At 71.4% G+C, this 25,720-nt stretch carries 21 protein-coding genes; 12 read left to right on the plus strand and 9 right to left on the minus strand.

The annotated features are described in order from the left end of the window. Position 1: 1 nt before the first annotated feature. From QSK18_RS30115 to QSK18_RS30125, 3 genes are read right to left on the minus strand one after another with little or no spacing between them, the layout of a single operon-like run. Positions 2–670, minus strand: coding sequence for a response regulator transcription factor (locus QSK18_RS30115; RefSeq protein WP_232811541.1), 669 nt, complete (start codon positions 668–670; stop codon positions 2–4). Further along, a complete protein-coding gene (locus QSK18_RS30120) occupies positions 667–2,166 on the minus strand; it encodes a sensor histidine kinase (RefSeq protein WP_285626145.1) in 1,500 nt (499 codons plus the stop codon). Before QSK18_RS30120 ends, QSK18_RS30115 begins: the two co-directional genes overlap by 4 nt. Positions 2,167–2,168: 2 nt before the next feature. Beyond that, positions 2,169–2,543: a hypothetical protein gene (locus tag QSK18_RS30125; protein WP_285626147.1), complete on the minus strand. Its 375-nt coding sequence runs from the start codon at positions 2,541–2,543 to the stop codon at positions 2,169–2,171. 129 nt (positions 2,544–2,672) lie between these two features. Between QSK18_RS30125 and QSK18_RS30130 the strand changes: the two genes are divergently transcribed. Continuing rightward, complete coding sequence (locus QSK18_RS30130; protein WP_285626150.1) at positions 2,673–3,560, plus strand: Fpg/Nei family DNA glycosylase; 888 nt, start codon at positions 2,673–2,675, stop codon at positions 3,558–3,560. 53 nt (positions 3,561–3,613) lie between these two features. On the opposite strand, the gene QSK18_RS30135 is transcribed toward QSK18_RS30130, so the two are convergent. From QSK18_RS30135 to QSK18_RS30145, 3 genes are all read right to left on the minus strand, one after another. Next, positions 3,614–5,419 (minus strand): SpoIVB peptidase S55 domain-containing protein, encoded by a 1,806-nt coding sequence (locus tag QSK18_RS30135; protein ID WP_232811545.1) that lies wholly within the window; start codon positions 5,417–5,419, stop codon positions 3,614–3,616. A 248-nt stretch (positions 5,420–5,667) separates the two neighbouring features. Further along, on the minus strand, positions 5,668–7,401 hold the full coding sequence (locus tag QSK18_RS30140; RefSeq protein ID WP_285626153.1) for a SpoIVB peptidase S55 domain-containing protein: 1,734 nt from the start codon (positions 7,399–7,401) through the stop codon (positions 5,668–5,670). A gap of 270 nt (positions 7,402–7,671) precedes the next feature. Continuing rightward, positions 7,672–8,127: an SSI family serine proteinase inhibitor gene (locus QSK18_RS30145; protein ID WP_285626158.1), complete on the minus strand. Its 456-nt coding sequence runs from the start codon at positions 8,125–8,127 to the stop codon at positions 7,672–7,674. Positions 8,128–8,411: 284 nt separating this feature from the next. Here QSK18_RS30145 and QSK18_RS30150 point away from each other — a divergent pair, with 284 nt between their 5' ends. Genes QSK18_RS30150 through QSK18_RS30165 form a run of 4 tightly spaced genes read left to right on the plus strand, consistent with a single transcriptional unit; the run spans position 8,412 to position 12,774 of the window. Further along, positions 8,412–8,750, plus strand: a complete 339-nt coding sequence (locus QSK18_RS30150) for a rhodanese-like domain-containing protein (protein ID WP_232811548.1) — start codon at positions 8,412–8,414, stop codon at positions 8,748–8,750. Next, positions 8,728–11,091: a transketolase C-terminal domain-containing protein gene (locus tag QSK18_RS30155; protein ID WP_285626161.1), complete on the plus strand. Its 2,364-nt coding sequence runs from the start codon at positions 8,728–8,730 to the stop codon at positions 11,089–11,091. The genes QSK18_RS30150 and QSK18_RS30155 overlap by 23 nt, the downstream gene beginning before the upstream one ends. Next, positions 11,084–11,494 carry a hypothetical protein gene (locus tag QSK18_RS30160; protein WP_285626165.1) on the plus strand — a complete coding sequence of 137 codons (411 nt, stop codon included), beginning with the start codon at positions 11,084–11,086 and terminating at the stop codon, positions 11,492–11,494. Before QSK18_RS30155 ends, QSK18_RS30160 begins: the two co-directional genes overlap by 8 nt. Before the next feature lie 53 nt (positions 11,495–11,547). Further along, complete coding sequence (locus QSK18_RS30165) at positions 11,548–12,774, plus strand: ATP-binding protein (RefSeq protein ID WP_232811551.1); 1,227 nt, start codon at positions 11,548–11,550, stop codon at positions 12,772–12,774. A gap of 57 nt (positions 12,775–12,831) precedes the next feature. On the opposite strand, the gene QSK18_RS30170 is transcribed toward QSK18_RS30165, so the two are convergent. After that, positions 12,832–14,145, minus strand: a complete 1,314-nt coding sequence (locus tag QSK18_RS30170) for a DUF445 domain-containing protein (protein WP_232811552.1) — start codon at positions 14,143–14,145, stop codon at positions 12,832–12,834. Positions 14,146–14,311: 166 nt separating this feature from the next. On the opposite strand from QSK18_RS30170, the gene QSK18_RS30175 reads away from it, so the two are divergent. Both QSK18_RS30175 and QSK18_RS30180 read left to right on the plus strand, forming a co-directional pair. Beyond that, positions 14,312–14,863, plus strand: a complete 552-nt coding sequence (locus QSK18_RS30175; protein WP_232811553.1) for a YceI family protein — start codon at positions 14,312–14,314, stop codon at positions 14,861–14,863. Positions 14,864–15,007: 144 nt separating this feature from the next. Further along, positions 15,008–15,847 (plus strand): glycerophosphodiester phosphodiesterase, encoded by an 840-nt coding sequence (locus QSK18_RS30180; protein ID WP_269810272.1) that lies wholly within the window; start codon positions 15,008–15,010, stop codon positions 15,845–15,847. A gap of 12 nt (positions 15,848–15,859) precedes the next feature. Here QSK18_RS30180 and QSK18_RS30185 read toward each other — a convergent pair whose 3' ends face one another. Beyond that, entirely contained in the window at positions 15,860–16,501 is a 642-nt protein-coding gene (locus QSK18_RS30185) for a 2'-5' RNA ligase family protein (protein WP_232811555.1), read from the minus strand. Positions 16,502–16,670: 169 nt separating this feature from the next. On the opposite strand from QSK18_RS30185, the gene QSK18_RS30190 reads away from it, so the two are divergent. The 4 genes from QSK18_RS30190 (at position 16,671) to QSK18_RS30205 (ending at position 21,478) form a co-directional block, all read left to right on the plus strand. After that, positions 16,671–17,630: a DUF5926 family protein gene (locus QSK18_RS30190; RefSeq protein WP_232811556.1), complete on the plus strand. Its 960-nt coding sequence runs from the start codon at positions 16,671–16,673 to the stop codon at positions 17,628–17,630. A 135-nt stretch (positions 17,631–17,765) separates the two neighbouring features. After that, the gene (locus QSK18_RS30195; RefSeq protein WP_232811557.1) at positions 17,766–18,551 is read left to right on the plus strand and encodes a glycosyltransferase family 2 protein; all 786 of its coding nucleotides are present in this window, start codon (positions 17,766–17,768) and stop codon (positions 18,549–18,551) included. Positions 18,552–18,667: 116 nt separating this feature from the next. Further along, entirely contained in the window at positions 18,668–20,203 is a 1,536-nt protein-coding gene (locus QSK18_RS30200) for an MptA/MptB family glycosyltransferase (RefSeq protein WP_285626181.1), read from the plus strand. A gap of 9 nt (positions 20,204–20,212) precedes the next feature. Beyond that, positions 20,213–21,478: a methyltransferase domain-containing protein gene (locus QSK18_RS30205; protein WP_285626184.1), complete on the plus strand. Its 1,266-nt coding sequence runs from the start codon at positions 20,213–20,215 to the stop codon at positions 21,476–21,478. Positions 21,479–22,062: 584 nt separating this feature from the next. Here the strand turns inward: QSK18_RS30205 and QSK18_RS30210 are convergent. After that, a complete protein-coding gene (locus QSK18_RS30210) occupies positions 22,063–24,291 on the minus strand; it encodes a hypothetical protein (protein ID WP_232811560.1) in 2,229 nt (742 codons plus the stop codon). A 107-nt stretch (positions 24,292–24,398) separates the two neighbouring features. Between QSK18_RS30210 and QSK18_RS30215 the strand changes: the two genes are divergently transcribed. Next, positions 24,399–25,673: a glycosyltransferase 87 family protein gene (locus QSK18_RS30215; RefSeq protein WP_285626218.1), complete on the plus strand. Its 1,275-nt coding sequence runs from the start codon at positions 24,399–24,401 to the stop codon at positions 25,671–25,673. Positions 25,674–25,720 lie beyond the last annotated feature (47 nt).

Below are 25,720 nucleotides of genomic sequence, written 5' to 3' on the forward strand. Positions count from 1 at the left end.
CTCAGGCCACCTCGACCAGCCGGTAGCCCATCCCGCGCACCGTCTCGAACCACTGCACGCCGAGCTTCTTGCGCAGGTAGCGCACGTACACGTCGACCACGTTGGAGCCGGGGTCGAAGTCGTAGCCCCAGACGTGGCTGAGCAGCTGCTCCCGGCTGAGCACCTGCCCCGGATGCCGGATGAAGGTCTCGGCCAGCGCGAACTCCCGCGCCGACAGCTCCACCGTGCGGCCCTCCACCGCGGCCCGGCGGCTGCGCAGGTCGAGCGCCAGGGCGCCGTGCGTGAGCACCGTCGCCTCCGGCTCCCGCGGATCCTCCCGCAGCCGCAGCCGGATCCGGGCCAGCAGCTCCTCGAACCGGAACGGCTTGGACATGTAGTCGTCCGCCCCGCCCTCCAGCCCGGCCACCGTGTCGGTGATCGACTGCCGGGCGGTCAGGATGATCACCGGCAGCGAACTCCGGCCCGACCGCAGCCGCTTCAGCACCTCGAAGCCGTCCATCCCGGGCAGCCCGATGTCCAGCACCAGCAGGTCGAACTCGCCGGTCGTGGCGTAGTCCAGGGCGCTCACCCCGTCACCCACCACGGTGGGGGTGAAACCGGCGGCCCGCAGGCCCTTCGAGACGAACGAGGCGATCCGGTCCTCGTCCTCGGCCACCAGGATCCGGTTCACGGCACCTCCTGCACCATCGGGACGGTCGTTGCTGAGGCGGGCACGGGGGCCCGCGGAATGGTCAGGGTGAAGATCGCGCCGGACTCGCCCGGCGCCGACGAGAGGGACACCGAGCCCTCGTGCGCGGCGGCGATCGCCCCCACGATCGACAGCCCCAGCCCGGAGCCCTCCACCCGGCGGGCGTCGGCGCCACGTCCGAACCGCTCGAAGATGCGCTCGGCGTCCTCGGCCGAGACCCCCGGACCGGTGTCGCGCACCGACAGGTGCACCACCCCGGCCTCGGCCCGGCTGCCGAAGGCGATCACCTGGCCCGCGGCGGTGTACTTCACCGCGTTGTGGGCCAGCTGGAGCAGGCCCTGGGTGATCCGCTGCGGGTCGGCGTTGATCCAGACCGGCGTCTGCTCGTCCAGCCGCCAGTCCCGGTCGGCCAGGCCGACCGCCTTGTCCAGCACCAGGGCCATCAGGTCGCGCACCGCCACCGGCTCGCGGCGGACGAAGTCCGGGCGCCGGGTCTGGGCCAGCAGGATCAGGTCCTGCACCAGCCGGGCCATCCGGTCCAGCTCGTCCATCACCAGCACCCGGGTCTCCTCCACGTCGGCCTCGTCGCCCGCGGCCATCAGTTCCAGGTGACCACGGATGATCGTGATCGGCGTCTTCAGCTCGTGCCCGGCGTCGTCGAGGAACTCCTGCTGGGCCCGGAAGGCGCTCTCCAGCCGGTCGAGCATCCGGTTGAAGGTGGCGGCCATCTCGCTGACGTCGTCGGAGCCGGAGACCTCGAGCCGTTCGGTCAGGTCGGTGTGGGAGATCCGCTCGGCGGTGGTGCGCAGCTGGCGCAGCGGCGCCAGCAGCCGGCCGGCCACCAGCCAGCCGACCACCCCCACCACGATCAGCGAGACCAGCGACACCAGGGTGAACCGGGTGGCGATCTCACTGATCTGCTTGGCGTTGCGGTCCAGGCTCTGGGCGACGACGTAGCTGCCCACCCCCGGGTCGCCGGGCACCGTGACCTTGATCGCGGCGTAGCGGATCCGCTGGCCGGAGGTGGTGGTGACCTCGCGCAGGCGGGTCGGGGCGTCGGCGCCCAGGGCGGTCACCGCGCCGACCACCGCCTGCTCGTTGTTCAGGTTGATGAACTGCTCGAAGCTGGGCTCCCAGCGCTCGCTGCCGAGCATCGCCAGGAACGCTTCGTCGCGGTCCGGGGCCTGTTTGGCGATGGCCGCCTCGAGCAGGCTGCTCACCGAGGTGAACCGGGTGGCCGGGGTGTCCTTGGGCGGGCTGGCGATCGCCGTGAACTCCTCGACCTCGCCGCGCAGCGAGGTGTTGACCCGTTCGTCCAGGGCGTTGCGCTGCATGATCACGATGCTGCTGCCGGCCAGGAGCATGCCCAGGGCGCTGAGCAGCAGCACCGTGGCCAGGATCCGGGTGCGGACGCCGAACGTGATGCGCCGCATCAGCCCGCTACGGCGTTCGGGCAGGACCGCGGTGTGTCCGGTCATCGTCACTCATCATCATCGTCGTCATCGTCTTCGTCATCCTCATCGTCCCCGTCGTCCCCGTCGTCGTCATCGTCGTCGCCCACCTTCTTGGGCTTGGGCGGGGCCACCTTCTTGACCTCGGACCCGGCCGAGGCGGTGACCGTGGGGGTGGCCGTGGCGGTGGGGGTTGCCGCCGGGGAGGTGGCGGAGGGCTCGGCGGCGTCCTGAGCGGAGGGGGAGGCCGTGCTCCCGGCGGCCTCGGTGCCGGCGACCACGGCCGGGCCGAGATCGGCGTCCAGGTCGCTCGCATCGCCCGAGGCCGCGCTGGCGAACACGAACACGGCAAGCCCGCCGACGCCCAGCAGCGCGGCGGTGATCAGCACGTTCCTTCGTCCCATGGGCATCACCCTGACGGAGGCGGGGACGCTGCTCGATGAGAGTCGGATGAGAGCCCTCTCATCTGAGGTTCCGGAACGAGCCCTCGCGCCCGACTGACAGACCGGGGGGTGCCGGGGCATGCTGGGGGCGTGCCTGAGTTGCCGGAGGTCGAGGCCCTGGCCGGTTTCCTGCGGGAACGGCTGGTCGGCCGGGTGGTGGACAGCGTGGAGATCGGCGCGATCAGCGCGCTGAAGACGTACGACCCGCAGCCCGGGGCCCTGCGCGGGCTGAGCGTGACCGCGCTGCACCGGCACGGCAAGTTCATCGACCTGGACGCCGACGGCCTGCACCTGATCTTCCACCTGGCCCGGGGCGGCTGGCTGCGGTGGAACGACACGGCGGTCAAGACGATGCTCAAGCCGGGCAAGAGCCCGCTGGCCCTGCGGGTGCGGTTCACCCCGCGGCTCGACGACGAGGACGACGAGTCGACGCCCGGGTTCGACCTCACCGAGGCCGGGACCAAGAAGCGGCTGGCGATCTACGTGGTGAAGGCCCCCGGACAGGTGCCCGGCATCGCCACCCTGGGGCCCGACCCGCTGGCCGAGAGCTTCACCCAGGAGGTCTTCGCGGGCATCCTGCGCGGGCAGCGGCAGCAGATCAAGGGTCTGCTGCGCGACCAGAGCGTGATCGCCGGGGTGGGCAACGCCTACAGCGACGAGGTGCTGCACGTGGCCCGCATGTCGCCGTTCGCGATCGCCGCCAAGCTCGACGACGAGCAGGTGGGCACCCTGTACGAGGCGCTGCAGAACACGCTGCGCAGCGCGGTCTCGGCGGCCTCGGGCAAACCGGCCAAGGAGCTGAAGGACGCGAAACGGGCCGGGCTGGCGGTGCACGCGCGCACCGGCCAGGAGTGCCCGGTCTGCGGTGACGTGGTGCGCGAGGTCTCGTTCGCCGACTCGTCCCTGCAGTACTGCGCCACCTGCCAGACCGGCGGCAAGGTGCTGGCCGACCGCCGGATGTCCCGGCTGCTGAAGTAACGGCCGAGGCCCCCGCTCACGATCGAACGAGGGCCCCGGCCGGAGAACGACGACTACTTCACGGTCACCGAGACCGAGTCGTAGTACGAGGCGATCGCACCTTCCACGTCGGCCTCACGGGTGCTGCTGAGCACGTCCGAACCGTCGCCCGGGTCGATGTCGACGCGGCTGACGAGGGTGTTGCTGGACGGCTGGTTGTTCAGTTCCTTGATGAGCTCCTCGAACGAGTCGGCGGGCTCCTCCTCCGGCTCCTCCTCGTCCCACACCAGACCCCCACCGGCGTCGATGCTCAGGCTGCCGGTCGAGCCGCTGGGGCTTTCGTCAGGAACCGAAACCGTGAGGGGGACGGTGATGGTGTCGGTGCTGCGGTAGGCCTTCAGGGTGGCCCGCAGCGGGATGCTGGCCCCCGGCGCGACCTCCACGTCCTTCAGGGCCACCCACTTGTTCTGGTCCTTCAGCTGCACCTTGCTGACCGAGTACTGGCGCACCTGGGTCGAGACCTCACCGGTGATCTCCACCCCGGTGACCTGGATCTCCTCGTACTCCTGCTCGATCAGCGGCCACATCAGCGAGTAGAGCCGGTCGGCGGTGGCGTAGCTGATGTCGTAGGTGTCGGCCACGTAGTCCTTGTGGGTGATCTTGAAGTTCTTGCCGTCGGCGCGGCTGCCCTTGATCACGATCTTGATCTCGGACGAACCGGCCGGCTGGGCCCCGAGAGCCTTCACCACCGCGGCCTGGAGGTGGGTGGCGGCGATGTCGGCGGCCCAGGGCTGGTACACCGCCACCGTCTTACCGGTGGACTTCTTGCCGTGGTCGTTGGTCAGCGACGTGGTCACCGGGATCTGGTGCTCCGGGTTCTGGCCCAGGGTGCTGCGCAGGCCGACCGTGCCGTCCCAGGTGATCGTGCCCACCACGCCACCGGGGTTGCCGACCTTGAACGGGCTGAAGAGGGGGTCGCGCTGCACGAACAGGGCCTGGGCCGGGTGGGCGCTGTAGCTGACCGGGCCGGCCGACAGGAGCGGGTGGCCCCAGGCGACCGCCGTCTTGTCACAGACGTAGGTGGTGGTGCCCAGACCGTAGAACGAGACGTCCCCGTACGAGAGGGCGGCCGCGTAGTTGGAGCCGGCGAAGATCTCGCTGGGCGAGGACTTGACGGTGGCACTGGCCCCCGACCCGGTGCCGACCCGAACGGTGGTGCCGCTGGAGGCCTCGATGTTCTTCAGGAACTTGGCCGTGTTCTTCTTGGCCAGGCCGGTGGCGGTGAGCGGGGTGGAGACCGCCCGGAAACCCTTGGCGGCCAGGGCGGTGCTGACCTCGCCGGTCCGGGCGATCCGGGCGGCCTTGTCGCTGCTGACCGCCACCTTCTGGTTCGCTTCGGTGGTGGCGGCGCGGCCCCGGGCGTTCGACGGATCGTTGCGCAGGGCGAGCATGTCGGCGGCCGGGGTGAGACCCGCGATGCTGGTGTTGCCGCCGGTCAGGGTGTACGAGACCGCCCCGATCAGCTTGCCGTCGGCGGTGTAGACCGGCGAGCCGGACATCCCGCTCCACACCCCGCCGGCCCGGTCCAGGGCGGCCGAGTCGACGTCGGCCATGATCATGTCGATCCCGGGCCCGATGCCGTCGGTGATCCGGCCCAGCACGGTGGCGCTGAACGGGTCGGCCTGGTTGCCCTTCTCGACCGTGTAGCCGGTGCCTTTCAGCCCGTCCACCGCCTTGTCGGTGGGCAGTGCCTCGGGGCACGCGGCCGCCGCCTTGGTGGCCGGGTTCGCGGCCGACGAGTTCATCGCCGGCACCGCCACGAGCAGGCCGCAGACGACTGCTCCGGCGGCGAACCCGGTGGTTGTACGACTTCTGGACATGGAGCCCCCACTTGTCCGGGACACCCGGCACCGCTGTGCCGGGCAGCCTCTGGGCCGGTCCCGCAGGAGCGCGGACACCGGTTCCCCAGGTGGCGAGCATCACCATAGGGCCTCGGAAAGTGTTAGCGGTGAGTAGCTTTCGATGTCGTGCCGGGTGTTTTTGCTGAGCGTGCCGGGTTTTTCGGGTGCCCCGGGAACGACAAGGGCTCCCGTTCCGGACGGAACGGGAGCCCTTGAGGTGGGGGACGCTACTTGACCGTGATGGACACCAGCTTCTGGTAGGGGCTCACGGCCGCGTCGAGGCGGGTCTCGCGGACGCTGCTGCGCACCCCGCCCCGTGGGGCGTCGAGGTCGATCCGGCTGACCACCGAATCGCTCGAGGGGGTGTTGCGGATCTGGGCGAGCAGGCCGTTCAGCGAGTTCGGTTCCTTACCGGTGGTGGCCGCGCCCAGGCCGTCCGAGATGGTCAGCACGCCGGTGTAGCCGCTGCTCCGCTTCGGCACCGCGACCGAGATCGGGACCGTGACCTTCCGGTTGCTGCGGTAGGCGCTCAGCGTGGCGCGCAGCGGGACGGTGGAGCCGGAGGTCACGCTCTGGGTGCTCCTGACCGGCACCCACTTGCCCTTCTTCTTGGTCTGGACCCCGGTGACCCGGTACTGCTCCACGTCGGTGGTGACCTTGCCGGTGACCTTCACACCGGTGATGTTCACCTTCTCGTACGGCTGGTCGATCAGCGGCAGCAGCATGAAGTAGAGACTGTCGGCGGTGGCGTAGCTGATGTCGTACGTGTCGGCGAAGTGGTCGGTGTGGGTCAGCCGGAACTTCTTGCCCTTGGCCCGGGTGCCGGTGACGGTGATCCTGACCTCGGACGATCCGGCGCCCTGGGCGCCGTTGGCCTTGACCACCGCGCTCTGCAGGTGCAGGGCGGCGATGTCGGCGGCGTAGGGCTGGTAGACCCCCACGGTGCGGCCCTTGACCGCCTTGCCGTCCTCGTTCACCAGCGAGGTGGTCACCGGGAACCGGTGTTTCGGGGCGCTGCCCAGGGTGCTGCGCAGGCCGGCCGTGTTGTCGCGGGTGACCGTGCCCACCACACCGCCGGCGTTCCCCACCTTGAACGGCCCGAACACCGGGTCTTCCTGCACGTAGACGGCCGAGGCCGGGTGCACGCCGAACTCGGCCCGCCCGGCCGACAGGAAGGGGTGGCCGAAGGCGACCGCGGTGCCGTCGCAGACATAGGTGGTGGTGCCCAGGCCGACCAGCGAGATGTCGCCGTAGGACAGGGACGCCGCGTAGTTGGAACCGGCGAAGATCTCGCTGGGTGAGGACTCGGCCCCGACGCCGATCGCGGATCCGCCCCGGCGGACCGCCAGACCGCTGCTCTTCTCCAGGCCGGCCAGGTAGCGCCCGGTGTTCTTCTTGGCGATGCCGGAGGCGCTGACCGGCACCGGCAGACGCTCGAACCCCTTGGCCGCCAGCGCTTTCGAGGCCTCGCCGGTCTTGGCGATCCGGGCGGCCTGGGACTTCGGCACCGAGATCTTCCGGGCCCCGGTGGCGCTGCCGCGCAGGGCCAGCAGGTCTTCGGCGGGCGTGATCCCGGCGATCTTCGAGGAGGCCGCCAGACCGTACGACACCGACCCGATCAGCTTGCCGTCGCCGGTGTACACCGGCGAGCCGGACATCCCCGCCCACACCCCGCCCGCCCGTTCCAGGGCGGGGGAGTCCACCTCGGCCATGATCATGTCGATGCCCGGGGCGATCCCGTCGGTGATCCGGCCCAGGACGGTGGCGCTGAACGGCTCGGCGGTGGTGCCGCGCTCGACCGTGTAACCGGTGCCGCCCACCCCGTCGACCGCGTCGGCGGTGGGCAGCGCCGCCGGGCAGTCGGTCGCCGCCGCGGACGCGGTGGCGGCCGGAAGAGCGACGAGCAGACCGGAGACCGCCGCCGTCGCAATGAAACCGCCGGCCGCACGAGATCTGATCATTTCAGCCCCCACTGAATAGAGATCCGGCCGGGCACGAGCGTGCCGGACCGACACCGGACGAGCTGCCCGCTCTGGCACGCTCCGAACAACCCCCGGCTGTGATCGTCACCATAAGCCCTGGGAAGCCGCTGGAAAACACCCCTTTCGGACGGCTTGTGCCCGGTTCCGTCCGATGCGGGGGGTTTTCGTGATCTTCCTCCTGGGACGCCGGAGGTGAGCAGGGGATTCTGGGGCGGGCGGGAGGTCCGGCGCCGGTCGCCGAATCCGGCCTTATTGCGCGCTTGGCTCAGCGATTTTCGGCAGAAGGGGGGTGAGTGCGTCCCAGCGCGAGATCTCGCAGCCGTCCTGCCGGCTGAAGGTCGCGTTCACGGCCTTACCTTGCCACGTGCCGGTGACAACGGCGGTCTGCTCGCCGCCGAAGATCTGGGTGCAGACGCTGTCGGTGGGAGTGGTCGGGACGGCCTTGTCGCCGTTGCTCTCCAGGGCGGCGCAGGCGGCCTCGGCGTCCGGGTGGTCACCGCCGGCCGGGTCGCAGGTGAGCTGCCAGGTGGTCGTCCGCCCGTCGGTGACCTCGATGGACAGGTCGGTCGCCGGACTCTCGGCCGTCGGGGCGTCCTGCGGGGTGACGGAGCCGTCCGAGGAGTCGGAGCCGCAGGCACTCAGGGCGACGACCGCGCAGAGCGAGAGGGGGGCGAGCCAGGGGCGACGTGAAGATCGGTGGTCCACAGGTCTCATCCTTTCGTGCGGGTGCCGGTGCAGGGTTGTTGTCGGGGGTCGTGGAGTGTCGTTGTCCGGGCCATCCGAAGTTGGACGCAGTGGGTGACCGACCGGTTCCCCCGGCCGACCTGCAGGCCGACATCCGGCGGATTTGCCCGGGGCGGCCGGATTTGCCGACCGTTCTGCCGAGACCGGGCTCCTACGCTCCGACGACAGGCCGCCTCCGACGGCCCGGCGGGTGTCCGGGCCTGAGAGGATGACCGGACCCCGACAGCAAGCCCCCGGAGGTTGTCATGTTCCCGCCGCAGGTTCCCTCGGTGGACCCCAGCCAGGTACCCGCCGACGCCGCGATCCTGGATGTTCGTGAGCCCGACGAATGGGAGGCCGGCCACGTCCGCGGCGCCGTCCACATCCCGTTGATGGAGCTCCCCGCCCGTACCGCCGACCTGCCCGAGGGCCCCGACGGACAGGTCTACGTGATCTGCCGGTCCGGAGGCCGTTCCGCCCGCGCGGCGGCCTGGCTCGGGCAGAACGGTTTCGAGGCGATCAACATCGACGGCGGTATGGGTGCCTGGCAGGCGGCCGGCCGCGAGATGGTGAGCGACACCGGTGAAGCACCCACGGTCCGCTGAGAGCGTCGCGGCGCTGACCGTGGCCGACCTCGGCGAGCCCGGCCCCGGCGCCGAGCTCGTCGACCACCTCGGTCCGGTGCTCGAGCGGCTGGCCCGCGGAGAGGTGGCCGAGGTGGCCGCCGCTCCGCCGGCCGCCGCGGCCGACGAGGGCCAGTCGCCCGACGTGGTGGTGCCGGTCGACGGCACCGACGAGGAGGCCCCGCTCGAGGCGCTGCGGGCCGACCTGCTCGACCTGTTCGAGGCCCAGGCGGCCAGCCGCTGGCTGGACGTGGCGGCCCGGCGGATGGCCGCCGCCGGGCTGGGCAGTCACACCGTGGCCTCGGCCGGGCACGAGGGCAACGCCGCCGTGGCGATGGCCCTGCGCAGCAACGACCCGGCGCTCCTGCACCACCGCTCCACCGCGTTCTACCTGGCCCGGCTGGCCTCGGCCGGGCTGGAAGAGGGCATCGCGGCAGTCGCCCGCGGTCTGGCCGGCAGCTCCGACCAGCCGGCCGGCGGCGGTCGTCGGCCCACCCCGGCGCACCCCGAGGTCGCGGTGCTGCCGCCGGCCGGCACGGTCGCCGGTCACCTGCCCCGGGCCCTGGGCCTGGCCTGGGCGATCGGCCGTCAGCCGCGCAACCGCGCCCGCCTGGTCGGCGGCCGGCTGAACTGGCCCTCCGACGCCGTTGCGGTGGCCAGCTTCGGCGACGGCACGGCCGGCACCGGCGCCGCTCTGGGCGCGATCAACGCTGCCCTGTGGGCCTCCCGCCAGGGTGTGCCGCTGCCCCTGCTGCTGGTCTGTGAAGACAACGCGCTGGGCTTCTCCACCTCCAGCCCGCCCGGCTGGATCCGCTCGGTGTTCGGCTCGCGCGAGGGGCTGCGCTACTTCCCGGCCGACTCCGCCGGCGACTCCGCCGCCCTCTTCGCCACCGCCCGACGCGCAGTCGAGACCGCCCGTGCCCACCGACGTCCTGTGTTACTGCACCTCAGCTGTGTCCGCATCGGTGGGCACAGCGGGGCCGACCACGAGCTGAGCTACCGCAAGCCCGGCCGGATCAGCGCCGAACTGGCCCGCGACCCGCTCGTGGCCACGATGAACGCCCTGGTCCGGCACGGCGCGATGGCCGGCGACGAGGTCGGCCGCCGGCTGCTGCACCTGCGCGACCAGGTGGCCTCGGCCCTGGAGGACGCCACCCACCGCCCCCGCCCGCAGAGCTCCGCCGAGGTGATGGCCCCGCTCTCGCCGCGCCGCCCGGCCGTGGTCGGGATGGCCGCGTCCCGCGAGCCCGCGCCCGAGCGTCGCCAGGCGCTGTTCGGCACCCGGCTGCCGGAGAAGGAGGGCCCGCTCACCCTCGCCGAGTCGATCAACCGCACCCTGCTCGACGCCGCCCTCGCCCATCCCGGGGTGGTGGTGATGGGCCGTGACGTGGCCCGCGCCGGGGGTCTGCACGGAGTCACCCGCGACCTGCACAAGAAGCTCGGCCCGGCCCAGGTCACCGACACCACGCCGGACGCCCAGTCGATCCTCGGCCTGGCCATGGGCGGGGCGGTCAGCGGGCTGCTGCCGATCGCCGAGCTGAGCCTGGACGACCTGCACGCGGCCGGTGAGCTGCTGCGTTCCGAAGTGGCCACGCTGGCCTTCAGCTCCGACGGGGCCTACCGCAACCCGATGGTGCTGCGCGTGCCCGGGCTGGGCTACCAGGACGGTTTCGGCGGCGCGGTCGCGGTGGACAACGCGCTCGGTGGCCTGCGCGAGATCCCCGGCCTGGTGATCGCCTGCCCGGCGCATCCGGCCCAGGCCCCGGCCCTGCTGCGTACCTGCCTGGCCGCGGCCGAGGCCGACGGCACGGTGAGCGTGATGCTCGAGCCGGTGGCGCTCTACCACCAGCGTGATCTCGGGGCCGAGGGGGACGACGGCTGGCTCGCGCCCTACGCCCCGCCCGCGGAGTGGGGTTCGCAGCACGCGGCGATCGGCCGGGCCGCGGTGCACGGCAACGGCGAGGATCTGGCGATTGCGGCGTACGGCAACGGGTTACGGATGGCCCTGCGGGCCGCAGCCCGGCTGGAGCACGAGGGCATCGGCTGCCGGGTGGTCGACCTGCGCTGGCTCGCCCCGCTGCCGGTGGAAGACGTGATGAGCGCCGCCATGGCCACCGGGAACCTGTTGATCGTCGACGAGACCCGCCGTACCGGAGGGATTTCCGAGAGCCTGGTCACGGCGGTGCTGGAAGAGGGCTACGACGGCCGGCTGGCCCGGGTCACGGCGAAGGACAGTCCGCTGCCGGCCGGTCCGGCGGCCGCGTTCGTGCAGCTCACCGAGGCGCGGGTGATGTCCACGGCCCGGGCCCTCTGCAATGAGTGAGAACGATTACGGCGTAGTGCTTCTGGTTGATGTCGCGAACGTGATGGGCAGCCGGCCGGACGGCTGGTGGCGTGATCGGCTGGGGGCGGCCACCCGGCTGCTCGGTGGCCTCGCGACGGTCACCAAGATCTCGCTGAGCGGTGAGACCTTTTCTGTGGCAAGGATTCTCGCGGTGGTCGAGGGCAAGGCCAAGGGAGCGGCCGGGCCGGAGGGGGTGGAGGTCATCCGGGCCACCGCCGACGGGGACAGCACGATCGTCGCGGTGGCTCACGAGGTGGTCGCCGCGGGCGGGGTCCCGCTGGTGGTCACGGCCGATCGAGGGCTGCGGGCCCGGCTCCCGGCGGCCGCCCTGGTGGCCGGGCCCCGGGCCCTGCTCGACGTGCTCGGACCGAACCGCCCATAAAACGCTATTCGAGGCTCTAGTACTGGGCGTAGACACGCGGATACGCTCTGATCGTGGACCCGGTGCGCAATCCCTACGCCCCCGGCGCGGGCCAGCGCCCGCCCGAGCTGGCCGGCCGCAACACCGAGCTGGACAGCTTCGACGTGGTGCTGGAACGGATCAGCCGGGGCCGCCCCGAGCGCAGTCTGGTCCTCATCGGCCTGCGCGGTGTGGGCAAGACCGTGCTGCTCAACGCCCTGCGCTCGGCCGCGGTCCGGCGGCACTGGGGCACCGGCAAGCTGGAGGCCCGGCCCGACACGCCGCTGCGCCGTCCGCTGGCGGCCGCCCTGCACCAGGCCGTGCGCGAGCTCGGCCCGGCCAACAAGGACGATGCGAACCACGTCCTCGGCATTCTGAAGTCGTTCGCGATGAAAGAGCCGCCTGCGCCGGTCACCCGGGGTCGCACGGCGCTGCGGGACCGCTGGCAACCGGGCATCGACGTGCCCGCGGTACCCGGCCGGGCCGACTCCGGCGACATCGAGATCGACCTGGTCGAGCTGTTCACCGACATCGCCGGGGTGGCGGGCGGGGCGGGGCGCGGCATCGCCGTGTTCATCGACGAGATGCAGGACCTGCTGCCGGAAGACGTCTCGGCGCTGTGTGCCGCCTGCCACGAGCTCGGCCAGCAGGGTCTGCCCCTGGTGGTGGTCGGGGCCGGCCTGCCGCACCTGCCCGCCGTGCTCTCGGCCAGCAAGTCCTACTCCGAGCGGCTCTTCCGCTACGCCCGCATCGACCGCCTCGATCCGGAGGCGGCCGCCCAGGCCCTGCGCAGCCCCGCCCAGGAAGAGGGGGCCGACTTCACCGAAGAGGCCCTCGACGCCATGTACGAGGTCACGGCCGGCTACCCGTACTTCATCCAGGCCTACGGCAAGGTCGCCTGGGACGTGGCCCCGCGCACGCCGATCACCGCCGACGACGTGCGGGTGGCGGCGCCCGAGGCCGAGGCCGAGCTCGCGGTCGGGTTCTTCGGTTCGCGCTACGAGCGGGCCACGCCGTCCGAGCGGGAGTACCTGCGGGCGATGGCCGAGGTGTCGGCCGATCTGCCGCCCGGGCTGTCGATGGGCGACGCGGGGGTGGCCACCTCCGAGATCGCCGTGCTGCTGGGCCGCAAACCGCAGTCGCTGTCGCCGGCCCGCGACTCGCTGATCAAGAAGGGCCTGATCTACTCCGGGGAACGCGGCCGGATCGCCTTCACCGTTCCGCACTTCGGTCGTTACCTGCGGCGTCAGGCCGGCGACTAGATCCGATTGAAGACGCTAGTTGCGTCTAGTTCTCGGGGTAGACGGCTTTAGAACGCCCTAGCCCACCAGCACGGCCACGGAGTGGATCACCAGCCCGGCCAGGGCACCGACCACCGTGCCGTTGATCCGGATGAACTGCAGGTCGCGCCCGACGTGCAGTTCGATCCGCCGGGAGGCGTCCTCGGCGTCCCAGCGCTGCACCGTCTCGCTGATCACCATGGCCAGCTCACCGGCGTAGTTGCGCACCACGTAACCGATGACGTCCTCGGCGTAGCTGTCCAGCCGGGCCTGCAGGGTCTTGTCCCGGCCGAGCCGGTTGCCCAGGTCGACCAGGGCGGTGACCATCCGCCGGCGCAGCTCGCCCTCCGGGTCGGCCAGGGCCTCGATCAGCATCCGGCGCACCGTCGACCACAGGGCGATCGAGGCCTTGCGCAGTTCCGGGTGCTCGAGCAGCCGGATCTTGATCGCCTCGACCTTGGCCTGGGTCTCCGGGTCGGTGCGCAGGTCGCGGGCCAGCCTGCGGAGCAGGTCGTCCAGGGCCTGACGGGCCGGGTGCTGCTGGTCGCCGGCGATCTCGGTGAGCCAGCGCTGCATCTCGTCGTACACCCGGCGGGCGATCCGGTTGTCCACCCACTGCGGGGTCCACCCCGGGGCCTGCTCGGTGACCAGCAGCATGATCCGGTCCTGATTGATCTCGAGCCACGAACTGCCCTCGTCGATCAGGAGGTCCACCAGCCGTCGGTGCGCACCATCGTCCAAAATCCCGTCCAGCAGCCCACCGGCCAGCGGGCTCACCGGGATGTCGGCCGCCCGGGGCACGACGACCTGCTCGAGCATCGCGGCCACGTCGTCGTCGCGCAGCACGCTCAGGACGCCGTGCCCGGCCGTGGCCAGTTCGGCCCCCACCCGCTCGGCGTGGTCGGCCTCGGCCAGCCAGTTGCCCACCCGCCGGGTGACCTCGGCCTGCCGGATCTTCTCCCGCACGATGTCCTCGGAGAGGAAGTTGTCGGCGACGAACTCCTGCAGGCTCTCGCCGATCTGGTTCTTCCGGGTCGGGATCAGGGCGGTGTGCGGGATCGGCAGGCCCAGCGGGCGGCGGAACAGCGCGGTCACCGCGAACCAGTCGGCCAGCGCGCCCACCATGGCGGCCTCCGCGGCCGCGTTCACGAAGCCGAGCGGCCCCTCCTGGTTGAGCGTGACCAGGTAGATCACCGCGGCCACCACCAGCAGGGCGGTCGCCACCGCCTTCATCCGCCGCAGCCGCACCCGGCGCAGCTCGTCGGCCTCGGCCGATCCGGCCAGACGGGGTGACGCCGGCGCGGTTGAGGACGCCGGTTCTGGTGCCGAGGTACGCGTGGGGGCGACGGACATGGGTAGATCTTCTCCCGTGATCGCCGACTCCGCCCGATCCGGGTGACGTTCACATTGCCGTTCGGCCAAGTGCGGGAATTTCTCCGGCCAGAGGTAGTTAGGTGAACGTTGAATCATCTAGGGTTCAACCAGCACCGCGATCCACCGACGACTAGGGAGCACCGAAATGAGCAACTTCCCCGCCGAACTCACCGGCACCTGGGTGATCGACGCCGGCCACAGCACCGTGGGCTTCGCCGTGAAGCACGCGATGGTCAGCACCACCCGCGGCAAGTTCAACTCCTTCAGCGGCGAGGCCACGATCGACGCCGCCAACCCGGAGGCCTCCTCCGCGTTCATCGAGATCGACGCCACCAGCGTCGACACCGGCAGCGAGCAGCGGGACGGCCACCTGCGCTCCCCCGACTTCTGGGACGCCGAGAACAACCCGAAGATCACCTTCCGCAGCACCTCCGCCAAGCTGGACGGCGACGACCTGATCCTGACCGGTGACCTGACGATCAAGGGCATCACCAAGCCGGTCGACATCAAGTGGGAGTTCACCGGCGTCGGCTCCGACCCGTGGGGCACCACCAAGGCCGGCTTCGAGGGCACCGCGACGATCAACCGCGGCGACTGGGGCGTGTCCTGGAACGCGGCCCTGGAGACCGGTGGCTTCCTGGTCTCCGACAAGGTCAAGTTGGTCCTCGAGATCGAGGCCGACAAGAAGCAGGCCTGAACCTTCCGGTAACACCCCGTCGGTGGTTCCCGGCCGGTCCCCGTGCACTGCGCGCGACCGGCCGGGAACGCCGGTGTTAACGGCCGGCGAGCATTCGCCGGCCTTTCGCATACCGTCTCCCACCTGCGGCGATCATGTGTCACGCTGTTCCGTGTGACTTCGCCACGGCCTCAGGTCGTCGCCCATCGGGGAGCCAGCGACCGCGAACCCGAGCACACCCTCGCGGCCTATCTGCGGGCCGTCGAGACCGGTGCCGACGCACTGGAGTGTGACGTCCGGCTGACCGCCGACGGCCACCTGGTCTGTGTGCACGACCGCACGGTGAACCGCACCTCGAACGGCACCGGCATCGTCTCCACGCTGGAGCTGGCCCAGCTCGAGGGGCTCGACTGGGGTTCCTGGAAGCAGCTGTCCCGGCAGCAGGGCGACCTCGGCACCGAGACGCCCGACACGGTCGACGCCTCCGACCGCTCGCACCTGCTCACCGCGCGCAAGCTGTTCAGCGTGGTCGCCGACCTGAACCGTCCGGTGCAGATCGCGGTCGAGACCAAGCACCCCACCCGCTACGGCGGCCTGGTCGAGCGCAAGCTGCTGCAGTTGCTGCAGGAGTTCGGCTGGGACAAGCACACCCCCGACCGGCCCTCGCCGGTGCGGATGATGAGCTTCTCCGCCCTGGCCGTGCGCCGGATGCGTGCCCTGGCCCCCGAGCTGCCCCTGGTCTACCTGGTGGAACGCCGGATGCCGGTGGCGATGATCGACCAGCAGGTGCCGGCCGGGGTGGCGATCGGGCCGGACGTCGAGCTGCTGGCGCAGAACCCACGGCTGGGCGAGCGCATCCGGGCCCGCGGCCGGGACCTGCACGTCTGGACGGTGGACACTCCCGAGCACGTCCGGGTGTGCCTGGACTCCGGGGCCTCGGTGATCATCACCAACCGGCCCGCGGAGACCCGCCGGACGCTCGAGAACCTGCTGGTCCCGGCCTAGGACTTCAGAACCTCAGGACAGGACCGCGGGTTCGGCGAACGGCAACTGCACTTCGTGTTCCCACGACCAGCTCTTGTCGGCGCGGCGTAGGGCCACCAGCGACAGGTGCCGCACGTCGATCGGCGTCAGGTCCTGCGAGGTCGTCGCCAGACCGGCGGTCAGTTCTTCACCGCTGATCGCACGGTCGGCGTAGGCGATGCTCACGTGGGGCACGAAACCGCCTGCCGAGGGCGGGAACTGGTAGACCTGCTCCGGGCCGAGCAGTTCGGCCGCGGCCAGCTGGATCAGGTCGCGCAGGGCCACGAGCTCCTCGGCCGGATACACCGGCAGCACCACTGCATCGATGTCGTCGGTGGCCGGGCCGGCGTACAGCCGGGGCAGGTTCCGCCGGGCCACCACGGCGCCCACGGCCTCGGCCAGGTGCTCGATCTGAGCGTCCGGCACCAGGTCGCGGAACGTGACGCCCTGAACGGTCAGGTGCAGTCCCGAGCGGGGGATCGGGCCGAGGCCGGGGATGCCGCTCAGCGCGGCCTGGTCGTGCTCGATCCGGGAGTGCAGTGCGCTCGCGTCGGCGAAGGTCAGGTAGAACGCCCAGAGCTCGCGCCCCGGCTGCCATTCCGGCAGGTCTACCCAGTGGTCCAGCAACCCGTTCATCGAAGTCCCGTTGATCGTCGGTGGTCGTCGCGGAGCATCCTTGCGGGCGCCCATGCTCGGGTGACAACCGGGTGTACAGCTGAATTGCCTTGTCTAGACATGTCTAGCTCAATCGCTAGACTTTGTTAGACGTCCTGATCCTCATCGGGGATCGCTAGGCTCGCGGCCCATGGGAAAGAAGCAGCGCCGAACCGGATCCGCCCCCGTCGCCGTCGCCGACGGTGACATCCCGGTCGTCGGTGGACGTGAAGCCTGCCCCTGCGGGTCGGGCAAGCGGTACAAGGCGTGTCACGGGCGGGCGGCCCGGATCGAGGCGATGAAGATGGTCGTGCGCCCCTTCGAGGGCCTGACCGGCGAGTGCGACCTGGTCGCGATGCGCGAGATCGTCCCCGCGGCGACCGCGGTCGTGCCGGTCAAGGAGGAGTTCGGCGGGGGCGAGGTCACGATCGCCACGATCCTGCCGATGGCCTGGTCGGCGCTGCACCGCGCGGACGGCACGGTGCTGGTCGGTCTGCAGACCAACGGCGGTTCCGGCGACGCCAGCCGCGACATCGCCGCCGCCCTGCTGAGCGCGCGTGAGCTGGAGGCCGGCAACCCGGTGGCCGAGGGGGACCTGCCCGGTCCGGGGCCGCGCCTGCAGGACGTGCTCGACCTCTCCGGCGGGTTCGACGTCGCCGTGCACGAGGGCTTCGACTTCTGGTTCGCGCAGGACAACGAGCTCACCCCCGAGGTGCGTGAGTCCCTGGAGCAGGCCAACGGTGCGGCAGTGCCGACCAAGCGCCTGAACTCGGTGGACGCGGCCTACTGGGTGCAGATGGGCGCCCGCCGTCACCTGCGCTGGGTGCTGCCGGACGACGAGACCAAGGTGCTCGACGGCATCGCCCGGCTGCACGCCGCCGGAGAGTCCGCCCTGCTGCCGGAGACCAAGTACGTGGGCTCGTTCCGGGCCTGCGGTCTGATCGTGCCGGTCTGGGACCTGGCCGACGACACCGAGCCCGAAGAGCTGGAGAAGCCCATCGTGGCGTTCGCCGAGCGGCTGCGCGAGGCAATGGGCCGGACCGAGCCGCTTACCCCCGACGAGCGTCGCGCCCGGGCGGGTGTGGTCTCCCGCCAGGTCACCTTGCGCTGACCCCAAGGCAACCAGAACAAACTATGGACGTTTGTGAGCGCCTGGCTCACAGACGTCCATAGTTCGTTCGGGCACCGGTTGGTTCGGAACACCCGCACTACCCCGTGGTCCGCGCTACCCCCTAGCCTCTGTGGCGTGGCAGACGAGACACATCCGGGTTTGCCTGGCGGGCTCGCCGTCGTCATCCCGGCCAAGGACGAGGCCGAGCGGATCGCCGCAACCGTCACCGCGGCGCTGGCTCTGCCCGGCGCCGACCTGGTGATCGTGGTGGACGACGGCTCCGGCGACGACACCGCCGAGATCGCCCGCAAGGCCGGTGCCCAGGTGGTGAGCCACGAGGTGAACCGGGGCAAGGCGGCCGCGATGGAGACCGGGGCGGCCCGCGCAGCTGTGCTCGACGGCACCTCCGCCCCCCGGGCCCTGCTCTTCATCGACGCCGATCTCGAGGCCAGCGCGGCGGCCACGGCCACCATCGTGGAACCGGTGCTCGCCGGCGAGGCCGACATGACCATCGCGCTGATCCCGCCCCAGGCCACCGCGGGCGGGGGCAGCGGCCGGGTGGTGCGGCTGTCACGCAAGGGCATTCGCCAGGCCAGTGGCTGGACGGCGACGCAGCCGTTGTCCGGAACGCGGTGCATCAGCCGCCCGGCCTTCGACGCCGCCCTGCCCCTGGCCATCGGCTGGGGCGTGGAGACCGGGCTGACCATCGACGTGCTGGGCGCCGGGTACCGGGTGATCGAGGTGCCGTGCGAGCTGCACCACCGGGTCACCGGCTCGGACCTGCGAGGTCAGCTGCACCGCGCCGGCCAGTACCGGGACGTGTGGCTGGCGCTGCTGGAACGCCGCACCCGCACCGTCCCGGTGGCCAACCGGGTGTTCCGGCCCGCCTCCAAGGTGGTTCGCAAGGTTCTCGGCGGGTAACAGTGGCCGTGGTCTGGGCCACACCGACCTGAACTTCCGGGCAAATCGGCGTGCTGTTTCCAAGCCGAGTCCGGCCGGCGGCCCTTTGGGGCCGGCGATGCTGGTTCGATGGGCTCGTGTCGTCCGCGCGGGTCTTCAGCTGGTCGGGTGCGATTTCCGTCCTGCTGCTGGCCGGGGTGGCACTCGCCGGTGACTCGGCCGCCGTACCCGGCCTCGGCCCGGCCACCTGGTACCCGTCGTGGGACCTCGGTCTCGGGCTGAACTCCGGCACGGTCAGTGCCGTCCTGGCCGTGGCGGCCGTCCTCGGAGCGGTTGCCGTGGTGGCGGGGCTGCGCGCCGTCGGCGGTTCCTTCCTGGCGCCCCGGCAGGTGCTGATCGCAGTGGTGGCCGCGGTTGCCGTGCTCACCCTGCTACCGCCGCTGGGCTCGGCCGACCACCTCTCCTACCTGGCCTACGGCCGGATCGCCGCGGCCGGCGACGACCCCTACGTGGAAGACCCGGCCGCCTGGCGCGACGGCACCGACCCGGTGGCCGGCGCCGTGCAGCCGCCCTGGCAGCACACCACCAGCGTGTACGGCCCGGTGGCGACCGCGGCCCAGGCGCTCGCGGCCTGGGCCGGAGACGGATCGCTGCGGCTCACGGTCTGGATCTGGCAGATCTTCTGCGGCCTCGCCTTCCTCGCGGTGGCCCTCACCCTCGACCGCCTGACCCGCGGGGATCCGGCGGCCCGGGCGCGCACCTGGGTGCTGTGGACGCTGAACCCGCTGCTGCTGGGGCAGATCGTGCTCGGCGGCCACCTGGACGTGATCTCGGTGGCCTTCGCGATCGGGGCGATCGCGCTCGCATCGCGGCGTCCGGCACTGGCCGGTGTGCTGATCGGTGCTGCGGTGGGCAGCAAGATCACCTTCGGCCTCTTCGCCCTGGCCATCCTCTGGGGCCTGCGGCACCGGCCGTGGCCCGAACTGGCCCGGCACCTGGGCGTGATGGCGTCGGCCGGACTGGCCGTGCTGGTCCCGGTGCATCTGTGGACGGGGTGGCACACCTACGACCGCCTCAGTGCCGCCAGCAGTCAGGTCTCGCTGGCCACCCCCTGGCGGCTGGTCACCAACCAGCTCGACCCCGTCTTCGGCAGCGTGGTGCGCGACGTCGTCGGCCCGCTCTCGATGGCCCTGGGCGCGGTTCTGGTGGTTCTGCTGCTGCGCCGGCTGCGTGCGCACCCCACCGGGATCTCCGGCGACACCGAGACCGCCGCAATGGCCCGGGCGGCGTTCGCGCTGGCTGCGGGCTGGTTGCTGATGACGCCGTACTCGCTTCCGTGGTACGACAGCATGGTGTGGGCACCACTGGCGCTGCTCGCCCCGACACTGCTGGACGGGGCTCTGCTGGCCCGGTTGTTCGTGCTCGTGCTGGCCTACGTCCCCGGCCGGGTTGTCGGGATGTCCGTACAGGTCGAGGAAATCACGCTGGGTTTCCGTAAATCCGTAGCGCCCTGGCTGGAACTCGCCGTGATCGTCACGGTCGTGGTCTGGACCTGTCTGCGCTGGAAGGATTTTCGGGCCTCAGCAACACCGGACGACGAAGAGCAGCGCCGCTCCTCGGCCTCCCTGGCCCCGGGATCGACTGATTCGACGCCGGCCAGGCCGACTGAATAGGTTGCGGGAATGACCGTGTGGCAATGGGATCCGTCGCTCTACTCGGGTAGCGCCGACTACTACGCAACCGGGCGCATGCCCTATCCGCCGAGCGCGGTGCAGGCGATCGTGCACACGCTCGGGCTGGACGGCACCGGCCGGCTGCTCGACGTCGGCTCCGGGCCCGGTTCGCTGACCCTGCCGCTGGCCGCGCACTTCGCCGAAACCGTGGCGGTGGACGCGGATCCGGAGATGGTCGAGGTCGGGCGGGCCGAGGCGGAGGCCCGGGGGGTGCGGTCGATCTCCTGGCAGGCGGTGCGGGCTGAGGACCTGGACGCCGGGCTGGGCCGGTTCCGGCTGATCGCCTTCGCCCAGTCCTTCCACTGGATGGAGCAGGCCAAGGTGGCCGGGATCGCGGCCGGGCTGCTGGGAGAGGGCGGCTCGGTGGTGCACGTGGCGGCGACCACCGACAAGGGCACCGGCGAGACCCCGCGCACGCCACTGGCTTTCCCGCAGCCACCGTGGGAGGAGATCCGCGACCTGGTGGCCCGCTACCTGGGTGAGGAGCGGCGCGCCGGGCGAGGTGTGCGCCCGAGTGAGATGTTCGGCACCGAGCGTGAGGCCTTCGCCGCGGCCGGTTTCGGTGAGCCGCAGACCGTCGAGGTGCCGCACAACGTGGCCCGGGTGCGCACGGTCAAAGAGGTCGTGGCCGCGGTGTACTCGCTGTCGTACTCCGCGCCGCACCTGTTCGGTGAGCGCAAAGACGAGTTCGAGGCCGAGCTGATCGAGCTGCTCACGGCGCGGGCGGCCTCGGGCGTGCTGTTCGCCGAGCAGGTCGGCTCGGTCCGGCTCACGTTCTGGGCCGCTCCGAAGGTTTCTTCTGACGAGGCGGCGCCTGCGCCTTCGACGCCCAAGGCCTCAGCCCGTAAGGCCTCGGCCCGTAAGGCCTCGGCGGGGCGTAAGGCGTCCGCGCCCGCTCCGCGTAAGGCCGCCGCGAACACGGCCTCGGCCTCGGCCGGTAAGTCGGCTGCCCGGAAGTCAACAGCTCCCGCCACGGTCGGGCGTAAGACGGTCAAGGCGGAAATCACGGCTCCGAAGACGGCGACTCCGAAGGCGACGGCTCCAAAGACTGCGACTCCAAAGACTGCGACTCCGAAGACGGCGACTTCGAAGACTGCGGGCCGGAAGCCGGCTTCGCGGAAGTCCGGATCCGAGGTGGCGCCGGTTTCTACTGAGGTGGCGGTTCCCGCGCCTCGCCCGAAGGTGCGGCGCGCCGTCAAGAAGGCCAGTTCCTAGGTCTGGTAGCATCTGAGGTTGCGCCGGTTCCTGCCGAGGTGGCGGTTCCCGCGCCTCGCCCGAAGGTGCGGCGCGCCGTCAAGAAGGCCAGTTCCTGGGTCTGGTCGCATCTGAGGTGGCGCCGGTTTCTACTGAGGTGGCGGTTCCTGGGCCTCGTCCGAAGGTGCGGCGCGTCGCTAAGAAGGCCAGTTCCTGGGCCTGGTCGCATCTGAGGTGGCGCCGGTTTCTGCCGAGGTGGCGGTTCCTGCGCCCCGTCCGAAGGTGCGGCGCGCCGTCAAGAAGGCCAGTTCCTAGGCCTGGCTGCCTACTGCTGGCGCCTGCATCGAGTCCCTACGAGGGGTGTCCGCCGGGCCCGGCCAGTGCGTCATGGGTGCGCCTGCCTCCTGCACCCCGCACCCCCGAGGCAGAGCTGGGCTGAACCGGGCGCATCCTCGTCACGATGCGTATCCGCGGCCTAGCCCCCAGGTGCCGTCGTGTACATCGAGTACCAGGTGTACACGATGTACACCGCCGCGACGGGCGCGTCGGCGGCTACCGACTCGCACGATGGCGAGCCGGTAGCCGAGGTAGACCGGAGGTCGTGCCTAGCCCTCGGCGGCCGCGGCCTCTTCCGTTTCCGTGGCCGCCGGCGGGTCGGTGTCGCTCAGCTCCAGGGCCCGCACGCTGACCGCGATCAGCAGCGGTACCGCCACGGTGGCGGCCACCGCCGGGATGGCGATGCCGGAGTCGTTCATCACGAACCCGATCAGCATCAGCACGCCGAACGCGATCATGCCCGACTTCAGCACCGGCGAGCGGTTGTAGGCCAGCTGCAGGGGCCGGACCCCCCAGGAGACCGGGCGGGCCAGCACCAGCACCACGAAGGCGATCCCGACCGGCACCAGGATGCTGAGGTTGGTCGTGAACAGGATGCCGAGGTTGGCCAGGGCCTTGCGCTGGATCACGGTGAAGGCGCCGCCGTCGATCACCGTCTGCACGAACCGGCCGAGGTGGGTCCGGTCGTCCGCGCCCCGGGCCCAGTCCAGCACGCTGATCAGGACGATCACGGCCACGGTGACGGCGGTGATCAGGGCCGCCCGACGCAGCGTGATCCTGACCCCCAGGGCCAGCAGGGCGAGCACGGCGAAGGCCGGAATGATCGCCGGGGGGCCGCCGAAGTCGCTGCCCCAGCCGGGGGTGCCGTCGATCACCGTGGCGAAGATGCCGACCGCGACCACAGCGGCTGCGGCGAGCATCCGGCGGTTGCTCCGCACGAACGTGTCGGCCAGCGCGACGCCCAGCAGGATCGCCCCGGTGACGAACACCGAGAACGCCACGTTCCCGAAGCCGTAGAAGCGGCCCGCCACCACCGCGCGCAGACCCATCATGCTCGACATCTGCAGGTGCGAACCGGTGACCACGTCGGCGGCCAGGACCAGCACCGTCATTCCGCCGACCGCCCCCATCGGGCCGAGCAGGCCGTGTTTCCAGGGCCCCAGGTTGGCGATCAGGGCCATCGGCACCACGAAGAGAATGACCGCTCCGGTCACCGCCAGGGCCGGGTTCTCGTACCGCCACCAGGGCAGCAGGTTGGCCAGGAAGGTGGCTGCCGGGACGCAGGAGAACAGCACGGCCACGCGGCGCAGCCAGCGCAGCAGCGTGAGCCGCCGCTCGGGCAGCGAACGACGGCGCAGGATCAGGGTGGCGGCCAGGTAGAGCAGGACCTGGGCCACGATCAGGCCGGCGAAGAACACCGGCACGATCGGGTTCACCGCGATCTCGGCCTCGTCCAGGTCGAGCAGCTTGCGCTTGCGGTCCGCGTCGGCCATGTCGGTCGCCACCGGCTGCACCACCGAGCCCACCGCAGCGGCCGGCCGGTCCACGCCGATGGCGGCCAGGACCGTCGGGAACAGGTCGGTGGTCTGGACCAGGCCGTCCTGCCGGGTGGAGGAACTGCCCAGCAGGGAGTTGCCGTAGGAGCCGCCGTCCGGTGCCGGGCCGGTGGCCGCCAGGAGCCGCAGTTGCGACTTCGACCCGGAGTCGGCCAGCGAGGCCAGGTAGACCGTGGCGTCGTTGGGGATCTCGGCCAGCACTGCTTCGAGGCGCTGCTCGAGCGCGGTGACCTGCTCGGCCCGGGGCTGGGCGTAGGAGCCGGTCAGCGGCGGGATGTTTTTGGGAACCTTGTACTTCTGCTCGGCCGGATCGATGACCGCGCCCAGATCGACGGCGAGAACCTGCGGTCCAGTGGCCAGAGCCGCGTCCACGTCGGCCGCCAGATCCTGCGGATCAGCGCTGCCGGCCCAGACGTTAGGCGCCTGGCCGTCCTTGTCGGCCAGGGCGATCGCGCCGCCCGCACCGACCGCCGCACTGCTCACGTTGTTGGCGGCCAGTGTGGTGCCGAGCAGACCCGGCTGGGCATCGAAGTCCGCGTCCGAGGCCGAGGCCAGGTAGCGGTCCCACCCGCCCACGGTGCCGCTCTGCCCCGGATCGGTCACGGTGACCTGCGGGTCTTGGCAGACCGCGGCGCCGTTCGCGGGCTTGATGTCGCCGGCGCGAGCCCCGGCCGAGACCCCCAGCCAGCCGTCGGCCGGGCAGGTGGTCTGGCGGATGCTGCGCACCGACAGCCAGCCGGAGGAGGCGTCCTCCTGCAGGCTGGTCAGGGCCGGGTGCTCCTCGGTCACATCCGTCCAGCGCAGCCCTCCGGTGCCGAGCAGGATCACCGGGCCGGGCACCGACGAGTCGGTGGCCGCGCCTGCCGCCGGGACCGTGGCACCGGTGATCAGCGTGGTCAGGACGCCGAGCGCAGCCAGGCGGGGGCGCAGTCCAAGTCTCACCCGGGCCACTGTATTGGGCCTCGCCGACCGGCCCGTCCGTCAGTCGGTTCCGCCCGTCTGACCAGGCACTTGCGGAGATTGTCGGTGGGACACGCAAGAATCTGTCCGTGGACAACCCGGCAACGCTCAGGCAGCGCGCCCCCTGGCTGGTGCTGGGGGTACTGGTGCTGGCCGCGTCCGCGTTCCCGCTGGCCTGGCACTACCTGGTCACCTACCCGCGCGAGAACTGGCAGGTCGACCTCGAGGTCTACCGCGAGGGCGCCCGGGCCGTGGTCACCGGTTTCCCGCTCTACGAGTTGCGCACCGTCCAGCCCCAGTTCCTCCCGTTCACCTACCCGCCGTTCGCCGCCTTCACCGCGTTCCCCCTGCTCATCGCCCCCTTCTCGGTCATTGGCTGGGTGTGGACGGTGCTGCAGTGCGCGCTGCTGTGGTGGATGGTGGGCGTCGCCTTCCGCCCGCGGCTGCGCCGCTTCGGTCACCGGGCCGGCCTGGCCCAGGGCGTGCTCGCCGCCGGTGGCGTCTGGCTGCTGCCGGTCTCCGACGGCATCCGCTTCGGCCAGGTCAACGCGGTCATCGTGGCCCTCTGCCTGTGGGACGTGACCCGCCGCTCCCGAGACACCGGCACGTGGGCCGGCGGCAGCGGGGTGGGCGTCGCCCTGGCCACCGCGGTCAAGCTCACCCCCGGCGTCTTCTGGCTGCACTGGGCCTTCACCCGGCGCTGGAAGGTGCTCGCCACCTCGATCGGCACCGCTGCCCTGGTCACCGTGGTGGCCTGGTTCCTGCTGCCCTCCGCCTCAGCCACCTACTGGACAGACGCCCTGCTCGACCCCGGGCGCCTCGGCCCCAACGGCGGCACCTCCAACCAGTCCCTGCGCGGCGTGCTCCTGCGCCTGGGCCCCGGAGAAGGCAGCCTGGCCTTCACCGCAGTCAACGGCCTCATGGTCATCGCTGTACTCGCCGCCGCCCTCCCCCTCGCCCGCCGCTTCGACCGCCTGGGCGAGCCGGTAGCCGTGGTCGCCGTACTCGGCATGACCGCCTACCTCATCTCCCCGGTCTCCTGGGTGCACCACATGCACTGGGGCGTCGTGGTGATCGGTGCCGTCCTGGGCGACGGCCGAGACCGCCGCCGCGTCGCCGTGGCCCTGGCCGGCGCCGTGCTGCTCTGGATCCGAATGCCCTGGTGGGGCGCCAACCTCCTGGCCGGCAACGACGTGCCCAACCTCGTGGCCCGCGTCGTCCAGAACTCGTACAGCTGGTGGGCCGCCCTGGCCCTGCTCGCCCTCTGGCTCTTGGTCGCCCGAAAACAGCAGGCGCCCCCAGCACCCGACCAGAACGACCCCGACAACCCCGCCCAGGACGACCTCACCCCCGCCCGAGCCTGACACCTTCCTAGTCCTCGGGCCCTGGGCTCAGACCCCCTGCCCGGGCC

This window comes from Kineosporia sp. NBRC 101677 (genome assembly GCF_030269265.1).
In the GTDB taxonomy this organism is placed as follows: domain Bacteria; phylum Actinomycetota; class Actinomycetes; order Actinomycetales; family Kineosporiaceae; genus Kineosporia; species Kineosporia rhizophila.

Coding starts and splice junctions, on each gene's coding strand:
- QSK18_RS30170 (WP_232811552.1), bottom strand. CDS start 14,145: ATGTCCGTCGCCCCCACGCGTACCTCGGCACCAGAACCGGCGTCCTCA.
- QSK18_RS30120 (WP_285626145.1), bottom strand. CDS start 2,166: ATGACCGGACACACCGCGGTCCTGCCCGAACGCCGTAGCGGGCTGATG.
- QSK18_RS30125 (WP_285626147.1), bottom strand. CDS start 2,543: ATGGGACGAAGGAACGTGCTGATCACCGCCGCGCTGCTGGGCGTCGGC.
- QSK18_RS30160 (WP_285626165.1), top strand. CDS start 11,084: ATGAGTGAGAACGATTACGGCGTAGTGCTTCTGGTTGATGTCGCGAAC.
- QSK18_RS30185 (WP_232811555.1), bottom strand. CDS start 16,501: ATGAACGGGTTGCTGGACCACTGGGTAGACCTGCCGGAATGGCAGCCG.
- QSK18_RS30150 (WP_232811548.1), top strand. CDS start 8,412: ATGTTCCCGCCGCAGGTTCCCTCGGTGGACCCCAGCCAGGTACCCGCC.
- QSK18_RS30135 (WP_232811545.1), bottom strand. CDS start 5,419: ATGTCCAGAAGTCGTACAACCACCGGGTTCGCCGCCGGAGCAGTCGTC.
- QSK18_RS30140 (WP_285626153.1), bottom strand. CDS start 7,401: ATGATCAGATCTCGTGCGGCCGGCGGTTTCATTGCGACGGCGGCGGTC.
- QSK18_RS30205 (WP_285626184.1), top strand. CDS start 20,213: ATGACCGTGTGGCAATGGGATCCGTCGCTCTACTCGGGTAGCGCCGAC.
- QSK18_RS30175 (WP_232811553.1), top strand. CDS start 14,312: ATGAGCAACTTCCCCGCCGAACTCACCGGCACCTGGGTGATCGACGCC.
- QSK18_RS30190 (WP_232811556.1), top strand. CDS start 16,671: ATGGGAAAGAAGCAGCGCCGAACCGGATCCGCCCCCGTCGCCGTCGCC.